Here is a 20103-nt window from a genome sequence, read left to right on the forward strand (position 1 = left end):
TGTCCGCCCTAAACCGCTTCCCTAAACCGCTTCCAGAACGTCGATCACGAAGACCAGCGTCGAGTTGGGCGGCACCGAGCCCTGCGCCTGGTCCTTGTACCCGAGCGCGGGCGGCACCACGAGCAGGATCCGGCTGCCGACGGTCTGGCCGACCAGCGCCTTGTCCCAGCCCTCGATCACGCTGCCGGTGCCGATCTGCACCGCCTGCGCGCCCCCGTGCGTCCAGGAGGAGTCGAACTGCTGGCCGTTGTTCCAGAGCACCCCGGTGTACTGCACCACCAGGGTCTGCCCGCTCTTGACCTGCTTGCCCTCGCCCTTGATCAGCACCGCCTGCTCCAGGTCGGTGGGCGCGGCCTGCCCGGCCGGCACGGTGATCGTCACCGGGGCCTTGCCGTTGTCCTTGACCTGCGGCATCGTCGCCGGCGGCGGGGTCATGGCGCCGGTCAGCGTGGAGTCCTGCGGCAGGCTCTCCATGATGTCCAGGACGAACACCACGGTGTCGCCCTTGTTGACGCCGAGCTGGGTGCTGCCCTGCTCGCCGAAGGCCGCCGCCGGCGGGGCGACCACCAGCAGCCGGCTGCCGACCTTCTTGCCGATCACGCTCTGGTCCAGCGCCGGCACGAGCTGTCCGCTGCCGGCCTGGTAGAGCTGCGGCTTCCCGCTCGGGTCGTACGAGCTGGGCAGGTCCTTGCCGGTGGTCCAGTCCTTCGCCGTGTAGTTGACCGTCACCCAGTCGCCCTTGTTGACCGTCGACCGCTCGCCCTCGCTGACGGTGTTCACCACGAACTGGCCGCCGGGCTGGCCCTCCGGGAGGGTGATGGTGGCCTTGCTGCCGAAACCGCCCCCCGAGAGCGTGGGCATCGGCGACGCCTCGCCGACCGGCGCGGGCACCGTCGGAGGCGCGCTCGCCGCGGACGGAGTCGCCGGGCCGGCCGCCTTGGGCGAACTGCTGCAGGCGACCGCCAGCAGCAGGGGCAGGGTGAGTAGCAAACCGGCGGTGCGGCGCACGGTGGTCCTAACTGTCGATCGAGGTCGGCTCTCCTGACTTCGACGGACAGCGTATGCCCGGACGGTGTCCGGCCCCGGTAGACACCACCGGGGCCGGACACCGCCTTGATCACAAACCTGGGATCCCCCGCGGGGCTCACATCCCGGCGATCAGCTTCTCCACCCGCTCGTCCACCGAGCGGAACGGGTCCTTGCAGAGCACCGTGCGCTGCGCCTGGTCGTTCAGCTTCAGGTGCACCCAGTCCACCGTGAAGTCCCGGCGCTGCTCCTGCGCCCGGCGGATGAAGTCCCCGCGCAGCCGGGCCCGGGTGGTCTGCGGCGGGATGGACTTGGCCTCGAAGGTCTTGAGGTCGGTGGTCACCCGCTTCGCCTGGCCCTTGCCCTGGAGCAGGTAGAACAGGCCGCGCCGGCGGTGGATGTCGTGGTACGCCAGGTCGATCTGGGCCACCCGCGGGTTGGACATGCTCATCTGGTGCTTCTCGCGGTAGCGCTCGATGAGCTTGTACTTCATGATCCAGTCGATCTCGGTGGCCACCTGGTCCAGGTTCTCGGTGCGGACGGCCTCCAGGGTCCGGCCCCACAGTTCGAGCACCCGGCCGATGGTGCCGGTGTTGATGCCCTTGCGGTCGGCGAACTCCAGCGCCTTGGTGTAGTACTCCTCCTGGATGTCCAGCGCACTGGCCTCGCGCCCGTTGGCGAGCCGCACCTGGTGGGTGCCGGTGAGGTCGTGGCTGACCTCGCGGATCGCCCGGATCGGGTTCTCCAGGGTGAGGTCGCGCATCACCACGCCGGCCTCGATCAGCCGCAGCACCAGGTCGGTGGCGCCGACCTTGAGCAGCGTCGTGGTCTCCGACATGTTGGAGTCGCCGACGATCACGTGCAGCCGGCGGTAGCGCTCGGCGTCCGCGTGCGGCTCGTCGCGGGTGTTGATGATCGGGCGGGAGCGGGTGGTGGCGGAGCTGACGCCCTCCCAGATGTGCTCGGCGCGCTGGCTGACGCAGTAGACCGCGCCGCGCGGGGTCTGCAGCACCTTGCCGGCGCCGCAGATCAGCTGGCGGGTCACCAGGAAGGGGATCAGCACGTCGGCCAGCCGGGAGAACTCGCCGTGCCGGGCCACCAGGTAGTTCTCGTGGCAGCCGTAGGAGTTGCCGGCCGAGTCGGTGTTGTTCTTGAACAGGTAGACGTCCCCCGCGATGCCCTCCTCGTGCAGCCGCCGCTCGGCGTCGACCAGGAGCCCTTCGAGGATCCGCTCGCCCGCCTTGTCGTGCGTCACCAGCTCGATCACGTCGTCGCACTCGGGGGTGGCGTACTCGGGGTGGGAGCCGACGTCGAGGTACAGCCGGGCGCCGTTGCGCAGGAAGACGTTGCTGCTGCGGCCCCAGGAGACGACCCGGCGGAACAAGTACCGCGCCACCTCGTCCGGCGACAGCCTGCGCTGCCCGCGGAACGTGCAGGTCACGCCGTACTCGTTCTCCAGCCCGAAAATCCGGCGGTCCATGAGCACTCCATTCTGTGTCGGAGCTGTCCGAAACCGCCTCCACGACGACTGGGCCGCCGCAGGGGCACCGGAGTCCCGTACGGCCTCCGTCCGGCCGCCGTACGGGACTCCGCAGGCACTGCTACTCCGGCGCGGTGTCCGCCGGGTTGTCCTCGTCGTCCGACTCGGCGGACTGGTCGCCGTCGAGCAGCCGGGCGAGCTGGTTGCCCAGGATGCGCTTGAACTTGCGCTGCTGGAACCGCTGGCGGTCGAGGACGGCCACCTCCAGCTGCTCCGGGGTGAGGGCGCGCGGGCTGCCGCCGTTGGGGTCGCGGGCGAGCGAGTCCACGGCGGCCCGGACCACCTCGGTGAGGCTCATCCCGGCCCGGTGGCGCTGGCCCAGGTAGTTGCCGATCGAGTCGGCGTTGCCGCCGACCACGACGTAGTTCTTCTCGTCGACGATCGAGCCGTCCGGGGTGAGGCGGTAGATCTGGTCCTCGTCCGCGGTGCGGCCGACCTCGGCCACGATCAGCTCGACCTCGTAGGGCTTCTCGCCGACCGAGGAGAAGATGGTGCCGAGCGTCTGGGCGTAGACGTTGGCCAGGCCCCGGGCGGTGACGTCGGCCCGGTCGTAGGAGTAGCCGCGCAGGTCGGCGTAGCGGACGCCGCCGATGCGCAGGTTCTCGAACTCGTTGTAGCGGCCGACCGCCGCGAAGGCGATCTTGTCGTAGATCTCGGAGACCTTGTGAAGCGCTCTGGAGGTGTTCTCCGCGACGAAGACGATGCCGTCGGCGTAGGTGAGCACGACCACGCTGCGGCCGCGCGCGATGCCCTTGCGGGCGTACTCCGCGCGGTCCGCCATGGCCTGCTGGGGCGAGACGTAGAACGGTGTCGACACCGGCGGTCGTCCCTTTCCTGAGAGGTGATGGCTAGAGCAGCGGGGCCTGCGGGCCGTTGGGGTACGAGCGGCGCTCGTCGGTGATCGCCACCGCGATCTCGGTGACCTCCGCGTCGGTGAGCCGGCGGAAGCCGTCCTCGGTGATCAGCGAGACGATCGGGAAGATCTTGCGGGCGAGGTCGGGGCCGCCGGTGGCCGAGTCGTCGTCGGCCGCGTCGTACAGCGCCTGGACGACCAGCGTGGCGGCCTGGTCGGCCGTCAGGCCGTCGCGGTAGAGCTTCTTCATCGAGCCGCGGGCGAAGACCGAGCCCGAGCCGGTGGCGGCGAAGCCGCGCTCCTCGGAACGCCCGCCGGTGACGTCGTAGTTGAAGATCCGGCCGCGGCCGAGGTCCAGGTCGTAGCCGGCGAACAGCGGGACGACCGCCAGGCCCTGCATCGCCATGCCCAGGTTGCCCCGGATCATCGCGGTGAGCCGGTTGGCCTTGCCCTCCAGCGAGAGCACCGCGCCCTCGATCTTCTCGTAGTGCTCCAGCTCCAGTTGGAACAGCCGGACCATCTCGATGGCGAGGCCGGCGGTGCCGGCGATGCCGACCGCGCTGTACTCGTCGGCCGGGAACACCTTCTCCATGTCGCGCTGGGCGATCACGTTGCCCATCGTCGCCCGACGGTCACCGGCGATCACCACGCCGCCGTCGAACACCGCGGCCACGATGGTGGTCCCGTGCGGGGCCTCGATCACGGCCCCCGCCGGGAGCCCGCGGTGGCCGGGGATCAGCTCCGGCCGGTGCTCGGCGAGGAAGTCCACGAAGGAGGAGGACCCCGGGGTCAGGAAGGCAGCCGGTAGACGCCCGGTGCCACGAGTGTTGGCTTCCACACGATTCCTTCCAGGTAGCTTGAAGCTCGCGTTGCCCGCACCCTACCCGCCCGGCGATCACTGTCCACGCGCGCAGGGGGCCGGTGCCGGACGGCCGGGCGGCCCTCGCCGCCCGACCGCCCTCGACGGTCACGACCGTGAATTCCCGAATACCAGGGGTGGGCTATTGCCCGCCCTTCTGCACGAATCCGCGGACGAAATCTTCCGCATTCGACTCGAGGACCTCGTCGATTTCGTCCAGCACCGCGTCGACGTCGTCGCTCAGCTTTTCCTGGCGTTCCTTGAGGTCGTCGGAATTCTGGGTTTCCGCGGCCTGCTCCTCGACCTCCTCGGAGGAGCGGTTCGCCCGCTGCTGGCCGCCGCCGGTGTCCTTGCTCGCCATTTCCCTCACCCCGCTCGATTCTTCTGGCACGGTTTGGTCGTTGCTTGCTGCACCGACCCTATACACAAGGTGCGACTGCCGCTCCCGGTTTGCCGGTGGCGCTTCCTGTCCAACACCCGCTGCCACCCCGGATGATTCCCATTCGGCGGACGTTCACCCATGGTGATCGAAAAGTTACCCGCCGGAGAGGACCCGCAGCAGGTCCTCCGCGGTGCGACAGCGGTCCAGCAGCTCCTTGACGTGGTTGCGGGTGCCCCGCAGCGGCTCCAGCGTGGGCACCCGCTGCAACGAGTCCCGGCCCGGCAGGTCGAAGATCACCGAGTCCCAGGAGGCCGCGGCGACGTGGTCGGCGTACTGCTCCAGGCAGCGCCCGCGGAAGTACGCCCGGGTGTCCTCCGGGGGCTTGGAGACGGCCCGCTCGACCTCCGCCTCGGTCACCAGCCGCTCGAACCGGCCGCGGGCCACCAGCCGGTTGTAGAGGCCCTTGTCGGGCCGTACGTCGCTGTACTGGAGGTCGACCAGGTGCAGCCGGGGGTTCTCCCACCCGAGGGCGTCCCGGCTGCGGTAGCCCTCCAGGATCTCCCGCTTGGCGATCCAGTCCAGTTGCCGGGAGAGCGACATCGGATCGCGCTCCAGCCGGCCGAGGACGTCCTCCCAGCGGGCCAGCACGTCCAGTGTCTGCTCGTCCGCGTCGGTGCCGAAGCGGTCCTCGACGTACTTGCGGGCCAGCTCGAAGTACTCCAGCTGGAGCTGGACGGCGGTGAGTTTGCGCCCGTTGCGCAGGGTGATCAGGTGTTTGAGCGTGGGGTCGTGGGAGACCCGGTGCAGGGTGCGCACCGGCTGGTCGACGGCGAGGTCGGAGGCGATGAAGGAGTCCTCGATCATCGACAGGACCAGTGAGGTGGTGCCCAGCTTGAGGTAGGTGGAGATCTCGGAGAGGTTGGCGTCCCCGATGATCACGTGCAGCCGGCGGTACTTCTCCGCGTCGGCGTGCGGTTCGTCCCGGGTGTTGATGATCGGGCGCTTGAGCGTGGTCTCCAGGCCGACCTCGACCTCGAAGTAGTCGGCCCGCTGGCTGATCTGGAAGCCGTGCGTCGAGCCGTCCTGGCCGATGCCGACCCGGCCGGCGCCGGTGACCACCTGGCGGGAGACGAAGAACGGGGTGAGGTGGCGGACGATGTCGGCGAACGGCGTCGCCCGCTTCATCAGGTAGTTCTCGTGGGTGCCGTAGGAGGCGCCCTTGTTGTCGGTGTTGTTCTTGTACAGGTGGATGTTCTGCCCGTTGGGCAGTTCCAGCGCGCGCTGCGCGGCGGCGGCCATGATCCGCTCGCCGGCCTTGTCCCAGAGCACTGCGTCGCGCGGGTTGGTGACCTCTGGCGAGCTGTACTCGGGGTGCGCGTGGTCCACGTAGAACCGGGCCCCGTTGGTGAGGATGACGTTGGCCAGGCCGATGTCCTCGTCGGTCAGCTGGCTGGCGTCCGCCACCTCGCGCGCCAGGTCGAAGCCCCGGGCGTCACGCAGCGGGTTCTCCTCCTCGAAGTCCCAGCGGGCCCGCCGCGCCCGGTGCATCGCCGCCGCGTACGCGTTGACGATCTGGGACGAGGTGAGCATGGCGTTGGCGTTGGGGTGCCCGGGCACGGAGATCCCGTACTCGGTCTCGATGCCCATCACGCGCCGTACGGTCATGCGGCCCTCCTTGTCCGGTGCGCCGCCCCCCACGGGCGGAGCACGCCGACGTACCGCTGAACAACACCGGCGCCGGCGTTCTGCCCGCGATCGGTGGGTCGAGCCTAGAACCCGGCGCCGACGGGCGGACCCCGAGACGCGCCGTCCGGCTGCGGGGCCGCGAGGCGCCACAGCCGGACGGGGTGCGTGCTGTTCCGGGGACCGCCGGGCGGCCCGGTCTCACCGCGTGCCTACAGGTACTGCCCCGTGTTGGCGACAGTGTCGATCGAGCGGCCGGACTCGGCGCCCTGCTTGCCGGTGACCAGCGTGCGGATGAAGACGATCCGCTCGCCCTTCTTGCCGGAGATGCGGGCCCAGTCGTCCGGGTTGGTGGTGTTCGGCAGGTCCTCGTTCTCCTTGAACTCGTCCACGCAGGCGGCGAGCAGGTGGGAGACGCGCAGACCGCGCTGACCGTGGTCGAGGAAGTCCTTGATGGCCATCTTCTTCGCGCGGTCGACGATGTTCTGGATCATGGCGCCGGAGTTGAAGTCCTTGAAGTACAGGACCTCCTTGTCACCGTTGGCGTAGGTGACCTCCAGGAAGCGGTTCTCCTCGGTCTCGGAGTACATCCGCTCCACGACCGACTGGATCATCGCGGCCACCGTGGTGCCCAGGGAGCCGTCGTGCTCCTTGAGGTCGTCCGGGTGGAACGGCAGCGACTCCTTGAGGTACTTGGAGAAGATGTCCTTCGCGGCCTCGGCGTCCGGGCGCTCGATCTTGATCTTGACGTCCAGGCGGCCGGGCCGCAGGATCGCCGGGTCGATCATGTCCTCGCGGTTCGAGGCGCCGATGACGATGACGTTCTCCAGGCCCTCCACACCGTCGATCTCGGCGAGCAGCTGCGGGACGATGGTGTTCTCCACGTCCGAGCTGACGCCGGAACCGCGGGTGCGGAACAGCGACTCCATCTCGTCGAAGAAGACGATGACGGGCGTGCCCTCGCTCGCCTTCTCCCGGGCCCGCTGGAAGACCAGGCGGATCTGCCGTTCGGTCTCGCCCACGTACTTGTTGAGCAGTTCGGGGCCCTTGATGTTGAGGAAGTAGCTCTTCCCCTGGGGGCGTCCGGTGACCTCGGCGACCTTCTTGGCCAGCGAGTTGGCGACCGCCTTGGCGATCAGCGTCTTGCCGCAGCCGGGCGGACCGTAGAGCAGCACGCCCTTGGGCGGGCGCAGCTCGTACTCCTTGAAGAGGTCGGCGTGCAGGTAGGGCAGTTCGACCGCGTCCCGGATCAGCTCGATCTGGTTGCTCAGTCCGCCGATCTGGCGGTAGTCGATGTCCGGGACCTCCTCGAGGACCAGCTCCTCGACCTCGGACTTCGGCACGACCTCGTACACGTAGCCGGAGCGGGGCTCCAGCAGCAGGGCGTCCCCCGCCCGGATGGTGAGCTCGCGCAGCGGTTCGGCGAGGCGCACCACCCGCTCCTCGTCGGTGTGGCCGACGACCAGGGCGCGTTCGCCGTCCTCGAGGATCTCCTTGAGGGTGACGATCTCGCCGATGCGCTCGAAGGCCATCGCGTCCACGATGTTGAGGGCCTCGTTGAGCATCACTTCCTGGCCGCGCCGCAGTTCGTCGAGGGCGACGTTGGGGCTGACGTTCACGCGGAGCTTGCGCCCCCCGGTGAAGATGTCGGCGGTGCCGTCCTCGTTGGCCTCGAGGAAGGTGCCGAACCCGGCCGGGGGCTGTGCCAGCCGGTCCACTTCCTCCTTGAGGGCCACGATCTGGTCGCGGGCCTCTCGCAGGGTGGAGGCGAGCCGTTCGTTCTGGGCGGACACTCCGGCCAGGTTGGTCTGGAGCTCGACGATCCGCTCTTCGAGGATCCTCGAATTGCGCGGCGAGTCGGCGAGCTTGCGGCGCAGCACAGCGATTTCCTGCTCAAGGAACGAGACCTGAGCGGCCTCGTCGGAACCACGAGCGGGCCTGCCGGTGCTGCGGTTGTAGTCGTCATCGTGGGCTGCCACGGTCCTCACCTCCTCCGGGGAGCTGGACGCTTCCAGACCCTACCTGGGACCAGGGGTCCGTAAACCCCTAGATCAAGAAAGATGGAACGGGCGTGTCCGATCTTCGCCCCAGCGTGCTTCCCCTCTGCTAAGGGGATACCCACCGCTCACCACCCAAAGCGGGCCAGATGTATCGTCGAGCGAAGTGATATCCGATCGCGACCGGGCGCCTGGGTCCGATCGTTGTACGAATGGCGGGATTGCCCCCGGAAAAGGGCGACCCGGGACAGAAACGGCAGGGGACCATGTCGGTAACCGAGCAGACGGCCGCAGCGGCCGAACAGCTGGAGGTGTGGATCGACCAGGATCTGTGCACCGGCGACGGCATCTGCGTGCAGTACGCACCCGAGGTCTTCGAGCTGGACATCGACGGCCTCGCCTACGTGAAGGGGCCGGACGACGAGCTGCGCCAGCAGCCCGGGCAGACCGCCCCGGTGCCGCTGACGATCCTTCAGGACGTGGTGGACTCGGCGAAGGAGTGCCCCGGCGACTGCATCCACGTGCGCCGGGTCACCGACCGGGTCGAGGTGTACGGGCCGGACGCGGACTGACGCGTCCTCCCCTCAGGTCTGGCTGACCGGGGCGGCGGTCTGGGAACGTTCCCAGCCGCCGCCCTTGCGCATCCAGGTGAGGTCGAGTGAGATGTCGGGACGGAAGCGCGGCACCTCGTCGCTCGAATACCCCTGCGCGTGACCGGTGATGGCGCCGTCGGAGCGCAGCGCGAGCCGGCCGAGGGTGAGGTTCTCGCGCTCGGAGAGGAGCGTGGCCAGCACCACCGGGCGCTCGCCGGGGCCGAAGCCGAGCAGGTAGACGGCGTCCGGCGGGGTGCCGTTCTCGGCCGCGCAGTGCGCGGCGACGACCGTGCCGGGCCGTCCGTCGCCCAGGTCGGCCGGCATGCTGATGGCCGTCGCGACCGGGAACGGGCCGCAGTCGAGCGGAAGTTGGGCCTTGGCCGGGTCCGGGGCGGCGCTCGCCCCGAGGGCCTTGGGAGTGCCGTGGACGGGCACCGGGGTGCCGGTGGCGGGGCCGGCGGCGAGGGCCGCGGCCACCACCGCGCCGCAGCCGGCCAGGGCCAGGGCCCAGTGCCACGGGGCGGTACGCGCGTGTCCGGGCCCGGTGCGGCCCCGCGGTGTCTGCTGTCCAGCCGTCGTCCCGACCGCGGTCTCCACCAGGCGTCCCCTCCAGTGCTCCCAGGAGCTGGTCTGCGTGCGCGAGCATCGTCCCACACGCCGGCGGCCGGAATGCCGAGGGGTGGCACGAGCAGGCTCGTACCACCCCTGGGAAGCGCTCCCGGTCAGCCCAGGTCGGGCTGCTCGGTCTCGACGGCACGGGCGGCGGCCCGGGCCGCGGCGCGCTCCTGGAGGCTCGGCTCCGAGCCCCCGTTGTCGTAGTCCTCGCCGTACGCGCCCTTGGCCGGGCGGCGGCGGCGCAGCGGCGGCTCGACGCCGTCGGCGAGGCGGCGGGCGGTGAGCAGGAAGCCGGTGTGGCCGATCATCCGGTGGTCCGGGCGGACGGCCAGGCCCTCCAGGTGCCAGGTGCGGACCATGGTCTCCCAGGCCTGCGGCTCGGTGAAGGTGCCGTGGTCGCGCAGTGCCTCGACGGTCTTGGACATCTGCGTCGTGGTGGCCACGTAGCAGCAGATCAGGCCGCCGGGGACGAGCGCCTTGGAGGCGACGTCCAGGCACTCCCAGGGGGCGAGCATGTCGAGGATGACGCGGTCGACGTCGGCCTCGACCAGGTTGTCCTGGAGGTCGCCGACGGTGAGCTTCCACGCCGGGTGCGGCCCGCCGAAGTAGCGCTCGACGTTGCCCTTGGCGATGTCGGCGAAGTCCTGCCGGCGCTCGTACGAGGCCAGCATGCCGGTGTCGCCGACGGCGCGCAGCAGGTAGGTGGAGAGCGCGCCCGAGCCGACACCGGCCTCGACGACGCGGGCGCCGGCGAAGATGTCGGCCATGGCCAGGATCTGCCCCGCGTCCTTGGGGTAGATCACGGCCGCGCCGCGCGGCATGGACAGGACGTAGTCGGGGAGCAGGGGGCGCAGCGCGAGGTACGGGACGTTCCCCGTGGTGCGCACGACCGTGCCCTCGGGGGCGCCGATCAGCTCGTCGTGGGGGAACGCACCCTTGTGGGTGTGGAACTGGTTCCCGGCCTGGAGCGTGAACGTGTAGTGGCGGCCCTTGGGGTCGGTCAGCTGGACCTGGTCCCCGACCTGGAAGGGCCCGCGTCGGCGGGTGGCACCGGTCGGTTCGGACATGCGGTCAATCCTAAGGGAAGCGGACGGTCCGCCCGACCAGAGTGATCACCGGCCGGCGACGGCGGCGGTGAGGCGCTGCTCGATGTCGGTGAGCGCGGCGACGCCGAACACCCGGCCGTCCGCCTCGACCACCAGGTACTCCCCGGCCGGGGTGGCCTGGACGGCGCGCAGCAGGTCCTCGCCGCCGAGGTCGGCGTCCAGCCGCAGGCCGGGTTCGAGGTCGCGGGCGAGCGGGCCGACGGCGACCCACGGGCGGCGGTGCTCGGGCACCGCGCGGACGGCGGACTCGCGGACGATGCCGATCGGGTCGCCCCGGCCGTCCACCACCACGACCGCGCCGGCCTGGGCCTCCCGGGCCCGGCGCAGCGCCTCGCCGAGCGGGGTGTCGGCGGTGACCTCGACGGTCCGGCGGGCGAGGTCGCGCAGCCGCAGGCCGGGCAGCACCTCCTTGAGCCGGGCGTTGCGCAGGCTGCCGGTGGCGCCGTTCCAGATGATCGCGGCGAGGACGGCGGCCAGCACCGCGTCCACCAGGGTGTCGGTCGTGGTGCGTTCGATCCCGCGGGCGGCGCTGGCCAGCGGCAGGCCGACCAGCACCACGACGGCCAGCGCCCGGCCGACCCAGGCGGCGGCGACCGTGCCGGTCATCGCCTTGCCGCTGATCGCCCAGACGACCGCGCGCAGCATCCGGCCGCCGTCCAGCGGCAGGCCGGGCAGCAGGTTGAAGGCGGCGACCACCAGGTTGGAGACCATCAGCCCGGTGAGCAGCACCCCGGGCACGGTGGAGAGCTCCACGGCCTGCATCGCGAGGAAGAACACGCCGCCGAGCACCAGCGAGAGCAGCGGGCCGACGAAGGCCAGCCAGAACTCGCGCCACGGGCTCTCGGCCTCGTTCTCGATCTCCGAGACGCCGCCGAAGAACTGGAGCTGGATCCGCCGTACCCCGAGCCTGTAGCGAAGCGCGACCAGGGTGTGAGCGAGCTCGTGCACCAGGACGGAGGCGTAGAAGGCGACCGCGAAGAAGAACGCGAGCAGGTAGCGGGCGGCGCCGAGGTCCGGCAGGACGTCGCCGAGCTGGCCGCCGAACACCCAGGTGATCAGCGCGGCGATGACGAACCAGGAGGGGGTCACGTAGACGGGCACGCCGAAGGGGCGGCCCACCAGGAGGCCGCTGCCGCGCTCGGGCGGCCGGGGCGGTCGCCCTGCCGGGCGGCCGCCGTCGTCCTGCGGTGGCTGGTCGGAGGTCTGTTGCCCCCTGCTGTCGCTCACCGTGATCCCTTCGGTCGTCTGCCCCGTCGTGCCCCGGTGCGCCCACGCTACGTGATCGCGGCGCTCCGGTGGCGTGCGGCCCTCTGTCAGGCTTCATACCCACTGTGCCGCGCGGTGTGGCAGCACCGTGGCAGCGGGATGACAGCGAAGGGCAATAGGGTCGGAGGCATGCAGCAGACCGACACCACCAGCGCCGCCGGGGCCCCGGCGCGCCCGGCGGCGCCCCCCACCGGCCTGTCCCCGTCCCGGGCGGGGGACTTCCTGACCTGTCCCCTGCTGTACCGGCTGCGGGTGATCGACCGGCTGCCCGAGCCGCCGAGCGCGGCGGCGACCAGGGGCACGCTGGTGCACGCGGTGCTGGAGCGGCTCTTCGACAGCCCGGCGACCGAGCGGACGCCGGAGCGGGCGCTGGGCCTGCTGCGCCCGCAGTGGGAGCGGCTGCTGGGCGAGCGCCCGGAGCTGGGCTCGCTGTTCCCGGACGATCCGGACGGCGCGGCGCTCACCCGCTGGCTGGCGGACGCCGAGAAGCTGGTCGGCCAGTGGTTCCGGCTGGAGGACCCGACCCGGCTGCACCCGGTGGAGCGCGAGCTGTACGTGGAGACGGCCCTGGAGTCGGGGCTGCTGCTGCGCGGCTACATCGACCGGGTGGACGTCGCCCCGAGCGGTGAGGTCCGGCTGGTGGACTACAAGACCGGCCGGGCGCCCTCGCGGGACTTCGAGGGCAAGGCGATGTTCCAGATGAAGTTCTACGCGCTCGTGGTGTGGCGCTGGAAGGGTGTCGTCCCCAAGCGGCTCCAGCTGGTCTACCTCGGCGGGGGCGGGGACGTGGTCAGCTACGACCCGGACGAGGCCGATCTGCTCGCGGTGGAGCGCAAGCTGCGGGCGCTCTGGGAGCGGATCACCCACGCGGTGGCCACCGGGGAGTTCCCGGCGACCCGCAACCGCCTCTGCGACTGGTGCGACCACCAGGCCAGTTGCCCGGAGTTCGGCGGCACTCCCCCGCCGTACCCGCTGCCGCTGTCGCGTACGTCTGACGAAGACGATCCCACGGGGGATCAGATGAGCAAGGAGTCCTAGTGACGATCCGAGTGCTGCTGGTCGACGACCAGCCGCTGCTGCGCACCGGTTTCCGGATGATCCTGGAGGCCGAGTCCGACCTGGTCGTGGTCGGCGAGGCCGGCGACGGTCAGCAGGCGCTGGACCAGGTGCGGGCGCTGCAGCCCGACGTGGTGCTGATGGACATCCGGATGCCCAGGATGGACGGCGTCGAGGCGACCCGCAGGATCGCCGGCCCCGGGCGGGACGGCCCGGCCAAGGTGCTGGTGCTGACCACCTTCGACCTGGACGAGTACGTGGTGGAGGCGCTGCGCGCGGGCGCCAGCGGCTTCCTGCTGAAGGACGTCCCGGCGGAGGAACTGGTGCAGGCGATCCGGGTGGTGGCGGACGGCGCGGCGATGCTGGCGCCGAGCATCACCCGCCGGCTGCTGGACATGTACGCCACCAAGCTGCCCTCGGGCGAGGAGGCGCCGCCGCAGGCGCTGAGCGCGCTGACCGAGCGCGAGCTGGAGGTGCTGAAGCTGGTGGCGCGCGGGCTCTCGAACGCGGAGATCGCGGCCGAACTGTTCGTCAGCGAGACCACCGTGAAGACGCACGTCGGCCATGTGCTGACCAAGCTCCAGCTGCGCGACCGGGTGCAGGCGGCGGTGTACGCGTACGAGAGCGGGCTGGTGCGCCCGGGCGCCCTGTAAGCCCTCGGGAACGAACCGACGGCCCGCCCGCCTTCCCCCTGCACCCAGGGGGAAGGCGGGCGGGCCGCCGTGTTTGGGGGTGTCGTCCGGTCGGCTACTTGCCGGCGCTGCGGCTGATCTCCCAGAAGCGGAACACGCCGGTGGTGTCGATGGTCGACTCGACGCCGGTGATGTACGAGCGCGACGCGAAGAAGCCCTTGTTCTGGTACAGCGGGATGAGCGGCGCGTTCTCGGCGACGATCTGCTGGATCTGGGCGTAGCCGGCCACCGCGGCGCTGCGGTCTGCCTGCTTGAGGCCGTCCGGCACCAGCTTCTGGCTGATCCTCGGGTCGTCCCAGCCGTGGTGGTAGGCGCCGCCGTCGATGAGCAGCGGGGCGATGTAGTTGTCCGGGTCCGGGTAGTCGGCGAACCAGCCGATGAGGTAGGCCTGGTAGCGGCCCTCGGACCAGCCGGCCCGGTACTTGTCCCAGTCCGGCTCCGTCTGGACGGTCACCTGGAACAGGCCGCCGGCCTCCAGCTGCTTCTTCAGGGTCTCGGGCTCGGCGCTGCCGGCCCGCGAGCGCGACCAGGTGAGGGTGAGCTTGACCGGCAGCTGGACCTTGGCGTCGGTGAGGATCTTCTTGGCCTTGCCGCTGTCCTGGTCGCCGTAGCGGTCGAAGAAGGCCGTGGTGTGGCCGGTGACGCCGGCCGGGACCATCGCGTACAGCGGCTGGACGGTCCGGGCGAAGACGTCGCGGGCGAGCGACTTGCGGTCGAGCAGCTGGGCGGCGGCCTGGCGGACGGCGACGTTGCCGGCGACCGGGTCCTTGGTGTTGAAGACCAGCGAGCGGGTGTCGTTGCTGTCGCCCTCGACGACCTGGAGGTCGGTCTTGCCGCCCTGCTGGTCGGAGTGCATCTGGGCGGCGGTGTTCGGGTCCAGGCTGTTGTCGGTGAGGTCGACGTCACCCTTGTCCAGCGCGGTCTTCAGGTCGGCGGGCTTGTCGAAGTACCGGACGGTGAACTTGCTGTTCCGGAGCTTGGCCTCGCCGTTGTACTTGTCGTTGGGCACCAGGACGACCTTGCCCAGCTGCTTGGCGGTGTCGCCGTCGCCGCCCATGACCTCGACCGTCTCGAAGCGGTACGGGCCGGAGCCGATCAGCTTGTCGTTGGGGACGACCTTGTCGGCCGGGTAGGCCTGGTGGTCGAGGATGGCGCCGGCCGGGCCGGCCAGCTTGGCCGGCAGGGTGGCGTCGGGCGTGGAGAGGTGGAAGATCACCTCGGTGTCGCCCTTGGCCTCGACGCTCCTGATCGAGGAGAGCAGGGGGGCCGCGCCGTTCTGGTCGTTGATCTTCTTGGTGCGCTCGATCGAGAACACCACGTCGGCCGCGGTCAGCGGGTGGCCGTTGGAGAACTTCAGGCCGGTCCGCATGGTGCAGTGGTACTGGGTGGCGTCGCCCGCGGTGAACTCGCAGGACTGCGCGGCGTCCGGGGAGGGGGCGCTGGAGGCGGCCGGGAAGGTGAGCAGCGACTGGAAGGTGTTGCGCAGCAGCAGCCAGGAGCCGGAGTCGTAGGCGGCGGCCGGGTCCAGCACACCGGTGAGCTGGGTGGTGCCCATGACGATCGCCTTGCCGCCGTCCCCCTTGACGGCGTCGGTGACCGATCCGCAGCCTGCCGCCGTCACGGCGACAAGACCGGCGCAGCCGAGTGCTGCCAGGCGTTCAGCTGAAGTCTTCACGGGGCGCGTCCTTCTGGGTGCGGTCCGACCGGGGCCGGCGGCCCGCGTCGAGGGCGCTCCCGGTGCGGAAGGCGTGCGCGGGCCTGACGCCCGTACGACCGCGGGCGGGACGGGGTTGCCCGTCGTCGGCGGTGGCAGGGCGCGAGGGAGGGGAACGAACTGGAGTAGCGTGCCATATCGAACACGCACGACCGATACCCGTGCAGATGACGTTTGGGACACGGTGGTTGAGGGCATCGCGAAACACCCGACGAGTTGTCAGGCAATGCCCTTTTTCTCCCCGGACGGCCGTCGGCGGCGGCTGGATCCAGCCGCTTACCGGCGAGTAGAGCACCCTCGCAATGAGATGACAATCACACCCGCGAAGCGACCAGCGAGCGCAGCAGTTCAAGATCGACCTGCTCCAGCGAGGAGCGCACCAGCCGCCCCGGGGCCGGCTCGATCGGCGCCACCGAGGGCACCGCGACGACCGGGCAGCCCGCCGCCTCGGCCGCCCGGACCCCGGTCGGCGCGTCCTCGACCACCACGCAGCGGGCCGGGTCCGCGCCCAGCCGCCGGGCCGCCTCCAGGTACGGGTCCGGGTGCGGCTTGGTGCGCGGCACCTCGTCCCCCGCGATCGTGAACGCGAAGTGGTGGGAGCCCAGCGAGCGCAGCACGATGTCCACCACGTGCCGGTGCGAGGCGGTCACCAGGACGGCCGGAATCCCGTGTGCGGCCAGGGTGTTGAGGAGCCGTTCGGCGCCCGGCATGAGCGGCACGCCGCCCGCCAGCAGGTCGACGAAGCGCTGGTTGATCAGCACCGTCAGGTCCGCCGGGGCGAGGTCCACCCCGGTGGTGCCGACCAGGTAGTCGATCACCCGCGTCATCGGACCGCCGACCACCTGGGCCCGGTCCTCGTCGGTCAGCGCGTGCCCCAGCTCGGCGAACAGGGTGACCTCGGCCTGCCACCAGAAGTCCTCGGTGTCCACCAGCGTCCCGTCCATGTCCAGCAGCACCGCCTGCAAGCCGCGGCCGTCCCCGTGGTCGAGGATCCGGGCGGCGGTGGAGGTGGTCATGGCGGGAGTCCTTCCGTCGGTACCCCCGGGCGCGTTCAAGTGCCCCCCGGGGATGGCGCGGGCCGGCCCGCTGGTGAGCGGACCGGCCCGTTCAGGATCATCCAGGATACGCCCGGTTCGCCCGAAAAGAGCGAACGGAACGAGGCGCCCGGGTTACCGGGCGTTGAAGTACTTCGCCTCCGGGTGGTGGATGACGATCGCGTCGGTGGACTGCTCCGGGTGCAGCTGGAACTCCTCGGAGAGCACCACGCCGATCCGCTCGGGCTTCAGCAGCTCGGCGATCTTGGCACGGTCCTCCAGCTCCGGGCAGGCCCCGTAGCCGAGCGAGAAGCGGGCGCCCCGGTACTTGAGCGCGAACATGTCCTTGACGTCCTGCGGGTCCTCGCCGGAGAAGCCCAGCTCGTAGCGGACCCGGGCGTGCCAGAACTCGGCCAGCGCCTCGGCCAGTTGCACCGACAGGCCGTGCAGCTCCAGGTAGTCGCGGTAGGAGTTGTCGGCGAACAGCTCGTTCGCCGCCTCCGAGATCCGGTTGCCCATGGTGACCACCTGGAGGCCGACCACGTCCCGCACACCGGACTCCTCCGGGCGGAAGAAGTCGGCCAGGCAGAGCCGGCGCCCGCGCCGCTGGCGGGGGAAGGTGAAGCGGGTCCGCTCGGTGCCGTCCTCGTGGAAGACGATCAGGTCGTCGCCCTTGGAGTTGGCCGGGTAGTAGCCGTAGACCACGGCCGCCTCCAGCCAGCCCTCGGTCTGCAGCCGGTCCAGCCACATCCGCAGCCGCGGCCGGCCCTCGGTCTCCACCAGCTCCTCGTACGAGGGCCCCTCGCCGCTGCGGGCCGCCTTCAGGCCCCACTGGCCCTTGAACAGCGCGTCCTCGTCCAGCCAGGAGGCGTAGTCGGCGAACGGGATGCCCTTGACGATCCGGTCGCCCCAGAACGGCGGGGTCGGCACGGTGTTGTCGACGGTGACGTCCGAGCGGATCTGGCCGAGGTTGACCTCCGGCTCCTCCACCACCTCGACCCGGGCGTGCCGGCGCTGCTTGAGCTCCGGCAGGCTCGCGCCGGGCACGCCGCGCTTGACCGCGATCAGCGCGTCCATCAGCCGCAGGCCCTCGAAGGCGTCCCGGGCGTAGCGGACCTCGCCCTCGTAGATCTCGTGCAGGTCCTGCTCGACGTAGGCCCGGGTGAGCGCGGCGCCGCCCAGGATCACCGGGTAACTCGCGGCCAGCTTGCGCTGGTTGAGCTCCTCCAGGTTCTCCTTCATGATCACGGTGGACTTCACCAGCAGGCCGGACATCCCGATCACGTCCGCCTTGTGCTCCTGCGCGGCGTCCAGGATCGCCGAGACCGGCTGCTTGATGCCCAGGTTGACCACGTTGTAGCCGTTGTTGGACAGGATGATGTCCACCAGGTTCTTGCCGATGTCGTGGACGTCGCCCTTGACGGTGGCCAGCACGATGGTGCCCTTGCCCTCGCTGTCGGACTTCTCCATGTACGGCTCCAGGTGGGCCACCGCGGTCTTCATCACCTCGGCGGACTGGAGCACGAAGGGCAGTTGCATCTGGCCGGAGCCGAACAGCTCGCCGACCACCTTCATGCCGGACAGCAGGGTGTCGTTGATGATCTCCAGCGCGGGCCGCCCGGCCAGCGCCTCGTCCAGGTCGGCCTCCAGGCCGTTGCGCTCGCCGTCGATGATCCGGCGCTGCAGGCGCTCGTCCAGCGGCAGCGCGGCCAGCTCCTCCGCCTTGGACGCCTTGACCGAGGCCGAGGAGACGCCGTCGAACAGCTCCAGCAGGTGCTGCAGCGGGTCGTAGCCGTCCCGGCGGCGGTCGTAGACCAGGTCGAGGGCGGCCTCGCGCTGGTCCTCGGGGATCCGGGAGATCGGCAGGATCTTGGAGGCGTGCACGATCGCCGAGTCCAGGCCAGCCTCGACGCACTCGTGCAGGAAGACCGAGTTCAGCACCACCCGGGCGGCCGGGTTGAGGCCGAAGGAGATGTTGGACAGGCCCAGCGTGGTCTGCACGGCCGGGCGGCGGCGCTTGAGCTCGCGGATCGCCTCGATGGTCTCGATGCCGTCCCGGCGGGACTCCTCCTGGCCGGTGGCCAGGGTGAAGGTGAGGCAGTCCACCAGGATCGAGCCCTCGTCGACGCCGTAGTCGGCGGTCAGCTCGGCGATCAGCCGCTCGGCGATCTCGACCTTCTTGCCCGCGGTGCGGGCCTGGCCCTCCTCGTCGATGGTCAGCGCGATCAGGCCGGCGCCGTGCTCGCGGGCCAGCGAGGCGATCCGGCCGAAGCGCGAGTCCGGGGCGTTGCCGTCCTCGTAGTTGACCGAGTTGAGCACCGCCCGGCCGCCGAGCGCCTCCAGGCCGGCCCGCAGCACCTGCGGCTCGGTGGAGTCCAGCACGATCGGCAGGGTGGAGGCGGTGGCCAGCCGGCCGGCGATCTCCTTCATGTCGGCGACGCCGTCGCGGCCGACGTAGTCCACGCACAGGTCCAGCAGGTGGGAGCCGTCGCGGATCTGGTCGCGGGCGATCTCCACGCAGGCCTGCCAGTCGCCGGCCAGCATCGACTCGCGGAACTTCTTCGAGCCGTTGGCGTTGGTGCGCTCGCCGATCGCCAGGTACGAGGTGTCCTGCCGGAACGGCACCGCCTGGTACAGCGAGGACGCCGAGGACTCCGGCTGCGGGGTGCGCGGGGTGACCGGCCGGCCCTGCACCCGCTCGACCACCTGGCGCAGGTGCTCGGGCGTGGTGCCGCAGCAGCCGCCGACCAGCGAGAGGCCGTACTCGCGGGTGAACACGTCGTGCGCGTCGGCCAGTTCGGCCGGGGAGAGCGGGTAGTGGGCGCCGTCCTTGCCGAGCACCGGCAGGCCCGCGTTCGGCATGCAGGACAGGCCGATCCGCGCGTTCTTGGCCAGGTAGCGCAGGTGCTCGCTCATCTCGGCCGGGCCGGTGGCGCAGTTGAGGCCGATGTAGTCGACGCCGAGCGGCTCCAGGGCCGTCAGCGCGGCGCCGATCTCGGAGCCGAGCAGCATGGTGCCGGTGGTCTCCACGGTCACCTGCACCAGCACCGGCAGGTCCAGCCCGGCCTCGGCGAGGGCGCGCTTGGAGCCCAGGATGGCGGCCTTGGTCTGCAGCAGGTCCTGGCTGGTCTCGACCAGCAGCGCGTCGGCGCCGCCCGCGATCAGGCCGGCCGCGTTCTGCTGGAAGCCGTCGCGCAGCGTCTCGTACGGGGCGTGGCCGAGGGTGGGCAGCTTGGTGCCGGGGCCGATCGAGCCGAGCACCCAGCGGGTGCGGCCGTCGGCGGCGTGGGCGTCGGCCACCTCGCGGGCGATCCGGGCGCCCGACTCGGACAGCTCGAAGATGCGCTCCGCGATCTCGTACTCGCCGAGGGCGGAGAAGTTGGCGCCGAAGGTGTTGGTCTCGACGCAGTCCACGCCGACCCCGAAGTAGGCCTCGTGGACGGAGCGCACGATGTCGGGCCGGGTGACGTTGAGGACCTCGTTGCAGCCCTCCAGGTTCTGGAAGTCCTCCAGCGTCGGATCCTGTGCCTGGAGCATGGTGCCCATCGCACCGTCGGCGACCACCACCCGGGTGGCGAGCGCTTCACGCAGCGCGTTCGCGCGGCTCTGCTGAGTGATGGACGGATTGGCTGCAGTGGCCATGGGGCTTCTCCCTGGTGCGACGGCTGTCGGCTTTGCGGGCCCGCT

General features: G+C 70.7%; 16 protein-coding genes and 1 pseudogene. 3 read left to right on the plus strand and 14 right to left on the minus strand.

Annotated features, from left to right (window positions below):
• Positions 1 to 21: 21 nt before the first annotated feature.
• The 8 genes and pseudogenes from ABT015_RS08905 to arc all read right to left on the minus strand — a co-directional run bounded on the left by ABT015_RS08905 (position 22) and on the right by arc (position 8322).
• Positions 22 to 1008, minus strand: coding sequence for an FKBP-type peptidyl-prolyl cis-trans isomerase (locus tag ABT015_RS08905; protein ID WP_350877987.1), 987 nt, complete (start codon positions 1006 to 1008; stop codon positions 22 to 24).
• Positions 1009 to 1144: 136 nt separating this feature from the next.
• Positions 1145 to 2506, minus strand: coding sequence for a Pup--protein ligase (gene pafA / locus ABT015_RS08910; protein ID WP_350877988.1), 1362 nt, complete (start codon positions 2504 to 2506; stop codon positions 1145 to 1147).
• A 121-nt stretch (positions 2507 to 2627) separates the two neighbouring features.
• Positions 2628 to 3383 (minus strand): proteasome subunit alpha, encoded by a 756-nt coding sequence (gene prcA, locus ABT015_RS08915; RefSeq protein ID WP_350877989.1) that lies wholly within the window; start codon positions 3381 to 3383, stop codon positions 2628 to 2630.
• A 31-nt stretch (positions 3384 to 3414) separates the two neighbouring features.
• The gene (prcB, locus tag ABT015_RS08920) at positions 3415 to 4257 is read right to left on the minus strand and encodes a proteasome subunit beta (protein WP_350877990.1); all 843 of its coding nucleotides are present in this window, start codon (positions 4255 to 4257) and stop codon (positions 3415 to 3417) included.
• Positions 4209 to 4337 (minus strand): annotated as a pseudogene (locus ABT015_RS37955) (endonuclease VII domain-containing protein); the annotation flags it as partial. The pseudogene ABT015_RS37955 and the gene prcB, both read right to left, overlap by 49 nt.
• 83 nt (positions 4338 to 4420) lie before the next feature.
• Positions 4421 to 4639 carry a ubiquitin-like protein Pup gene (locus tag ABT015_RS08925; protein ID WP_031069167.1) on the minus strand — a complete coding sequence of 73 codons (219 nt, stop codon included), beginning with the start codon at positions 4637 to 4639 and terminating at the stop codon, positions 4421 to 4423.
• Positions 4640 to 4813: 174 nt separating this feature from the next.
• Positions 4814 to 6325, minus strand: coding sequence for a depupylase/deamidase Dop (dop, locus tag ABT015_RS08930; RefSeq protein ID WP_208869055.1), 1512 nt, complete (start codon positions 6323 to 6325; stop codon positions 4814 to 4816).
• A gap of 230 nt (positions 6326 to 6555) precedes the next feature.
• Positions 6556 to 8322, minus strand: coding sequence for a proteasome ATPase (arc, locus tag ABT015_RS08935; RefSeq protein WP_350877991.1), 1767 nt, complete (start codon positions 8320 to 8322; stop codon positions 6556 to 6558).
• A 284-nt stretch (positions 8323 to 8606) separates the two neighbouring features.
• On the opposite strand from arc, the gene ABT015_RS08940 reads away from it, so the two are divergent.
• Positions 8607 to 8912, plus strand: a complete 306-nt coding sequence (locus tag ABT015_RS08940; RefSeq protein ID WP_350877992.1) for a ferredoxin — start codon at positions 8607 to 8609, stop codon at positions 8910 to 8912.
• 12 nt (positions 8913 to 8924) lie between these two features.
• On the opposite strand, the gene ABT015_RS08945 is transcribed toward ABT015_RS08940, so the two are convergent.
• From ABT015_RS08945 to ABT015_RS08955, 3 genes are all read right to left on the minus strand, one after another.
• On the minus strand, positions 8925 to 9530 hold the full coding sequence (locus ABT015_RS08945; protein ID WP_350877993.1) for a hypothetical protein: 606 nt from the start codon (positions 9528 to 9530) through the stop codon (positions 8925 to 8927).
• Between the two features lie 125 nt (positions 9531 to 9655).
• On the minus strand, positions 9656 to 10615 hold the full coding sequence (locus ABT015_RS08950) for a tRNA (adenine-N1)-methyltransferase (protein WP_350877994.1): 960 nt from the start codon (positions 10613 to 10615) through the stop codon (positions 9656 to 9658).
• A gap of 45 nt (positions 10616 to 10660) precedes the next feature.
• The gene (locus tag ABT015_RS08955) at positions 10661 to 11881 is read right to left on the minus strand and encodes a site-2 protease family protein (RefSeq protein ID WP_350877995.1); all 1221 of its coding nucleotides are present in this window, start codon (positions 11879 to 11881) and stop codon (positions 10661 to 10663) included.
• Positions 11882 to 12049: 168 nt separating this feature from the next.
• Between ABT015_RS08955 and ABT015_RS08960 the strand changes: the two genes are divergently transcribed.
• Both ABT015_RS08960 and ABT015_RS08965 read left to right on the plus strand, forming a co-directional pair.
• The gene (locus ABT015_RS08960; RefSeq protein ID WP_350877996.1) at positions 12050 to 12958 is read left to right on the plus strand and encodes a RecB family exonuclease; all 909 of its coding nucleotides are present in this window, start codon (positions 12050 to 12052) and stop codon (positions 12956 to 12958) included.
• Positions 12958 to 13629 (plus strand): response regulator, encoded by a 672-nt coding sequence (locus ABT015_RS08965; RefSeq protein WP_063346919.1) that lies wholly within the window; start codon positions 12958 to 12960, stop codon positions 13627 to 13629. The genes ABT015_RS08960 and ABT015_RS08965 overlap by 1 nt, the downstream gene beginning before the upstream one ends.
• 94 nt (positions 13630 to 13723) lie before the next feature.
• Here the strand turns inward: ABT015_RS08965 and ABT015_RS08970 are convergent, their stop codons facing one another.
• The 3 genes from ABT015_RS08970 to metH all read right to left on the minus strand — a co-directional run bounded on the left by ABT015_RS08970 (position 13724) and on the right by metH (position 20058).
• A complete protein-coding gene (locus tag ABT015_RS08970; RefSeq protein WP_350877997.1) occupies positions 13724 to 15343 on the minus strand; it encodes an ABC transporter substrate-binding protein in 1620 nt (539 codons plus the stop codon).
• A 353-nt stretch (positions 15344 to 15696) separates the two neighbouring features.
• A complete protein-coding gene (locus tag ABT015_RS08975) occupies positions 15697 to 16398 on the minus strand; it encodes an HAD family hydrolase (protein ID WP_350877998.1) in 702 nt (233 codons plus the stop codon).
• Positions 16399 to 16551: 153 nt separating this feature from the next.
• Positions 16552 to 20058 carry a methionine synthase gene (gene metH / locus ABT015_RS08980; RefSeq protein WP_350878000.1) on the minus strand — a complete coding sequence of 1169 codons (3507 nt, stop codon included), beginning with the start codon at positions 20056 to 20058 and terminating at the stop codon, positions 16552 to 16554.
• Between the last annotated feature and the right edge of the window lie 45 nt (positions 20059 to 20103).

It is taken from the genome of Kitasatospora sp. NPDC094016 (assembly GCF_040304045.1).
Taxonomy (GTDB): domain Bacteria; phylum Actinomycetota; class Actinomycetes; order Streptomycetales; family Streptomycetaceae; genus Kitasatospora.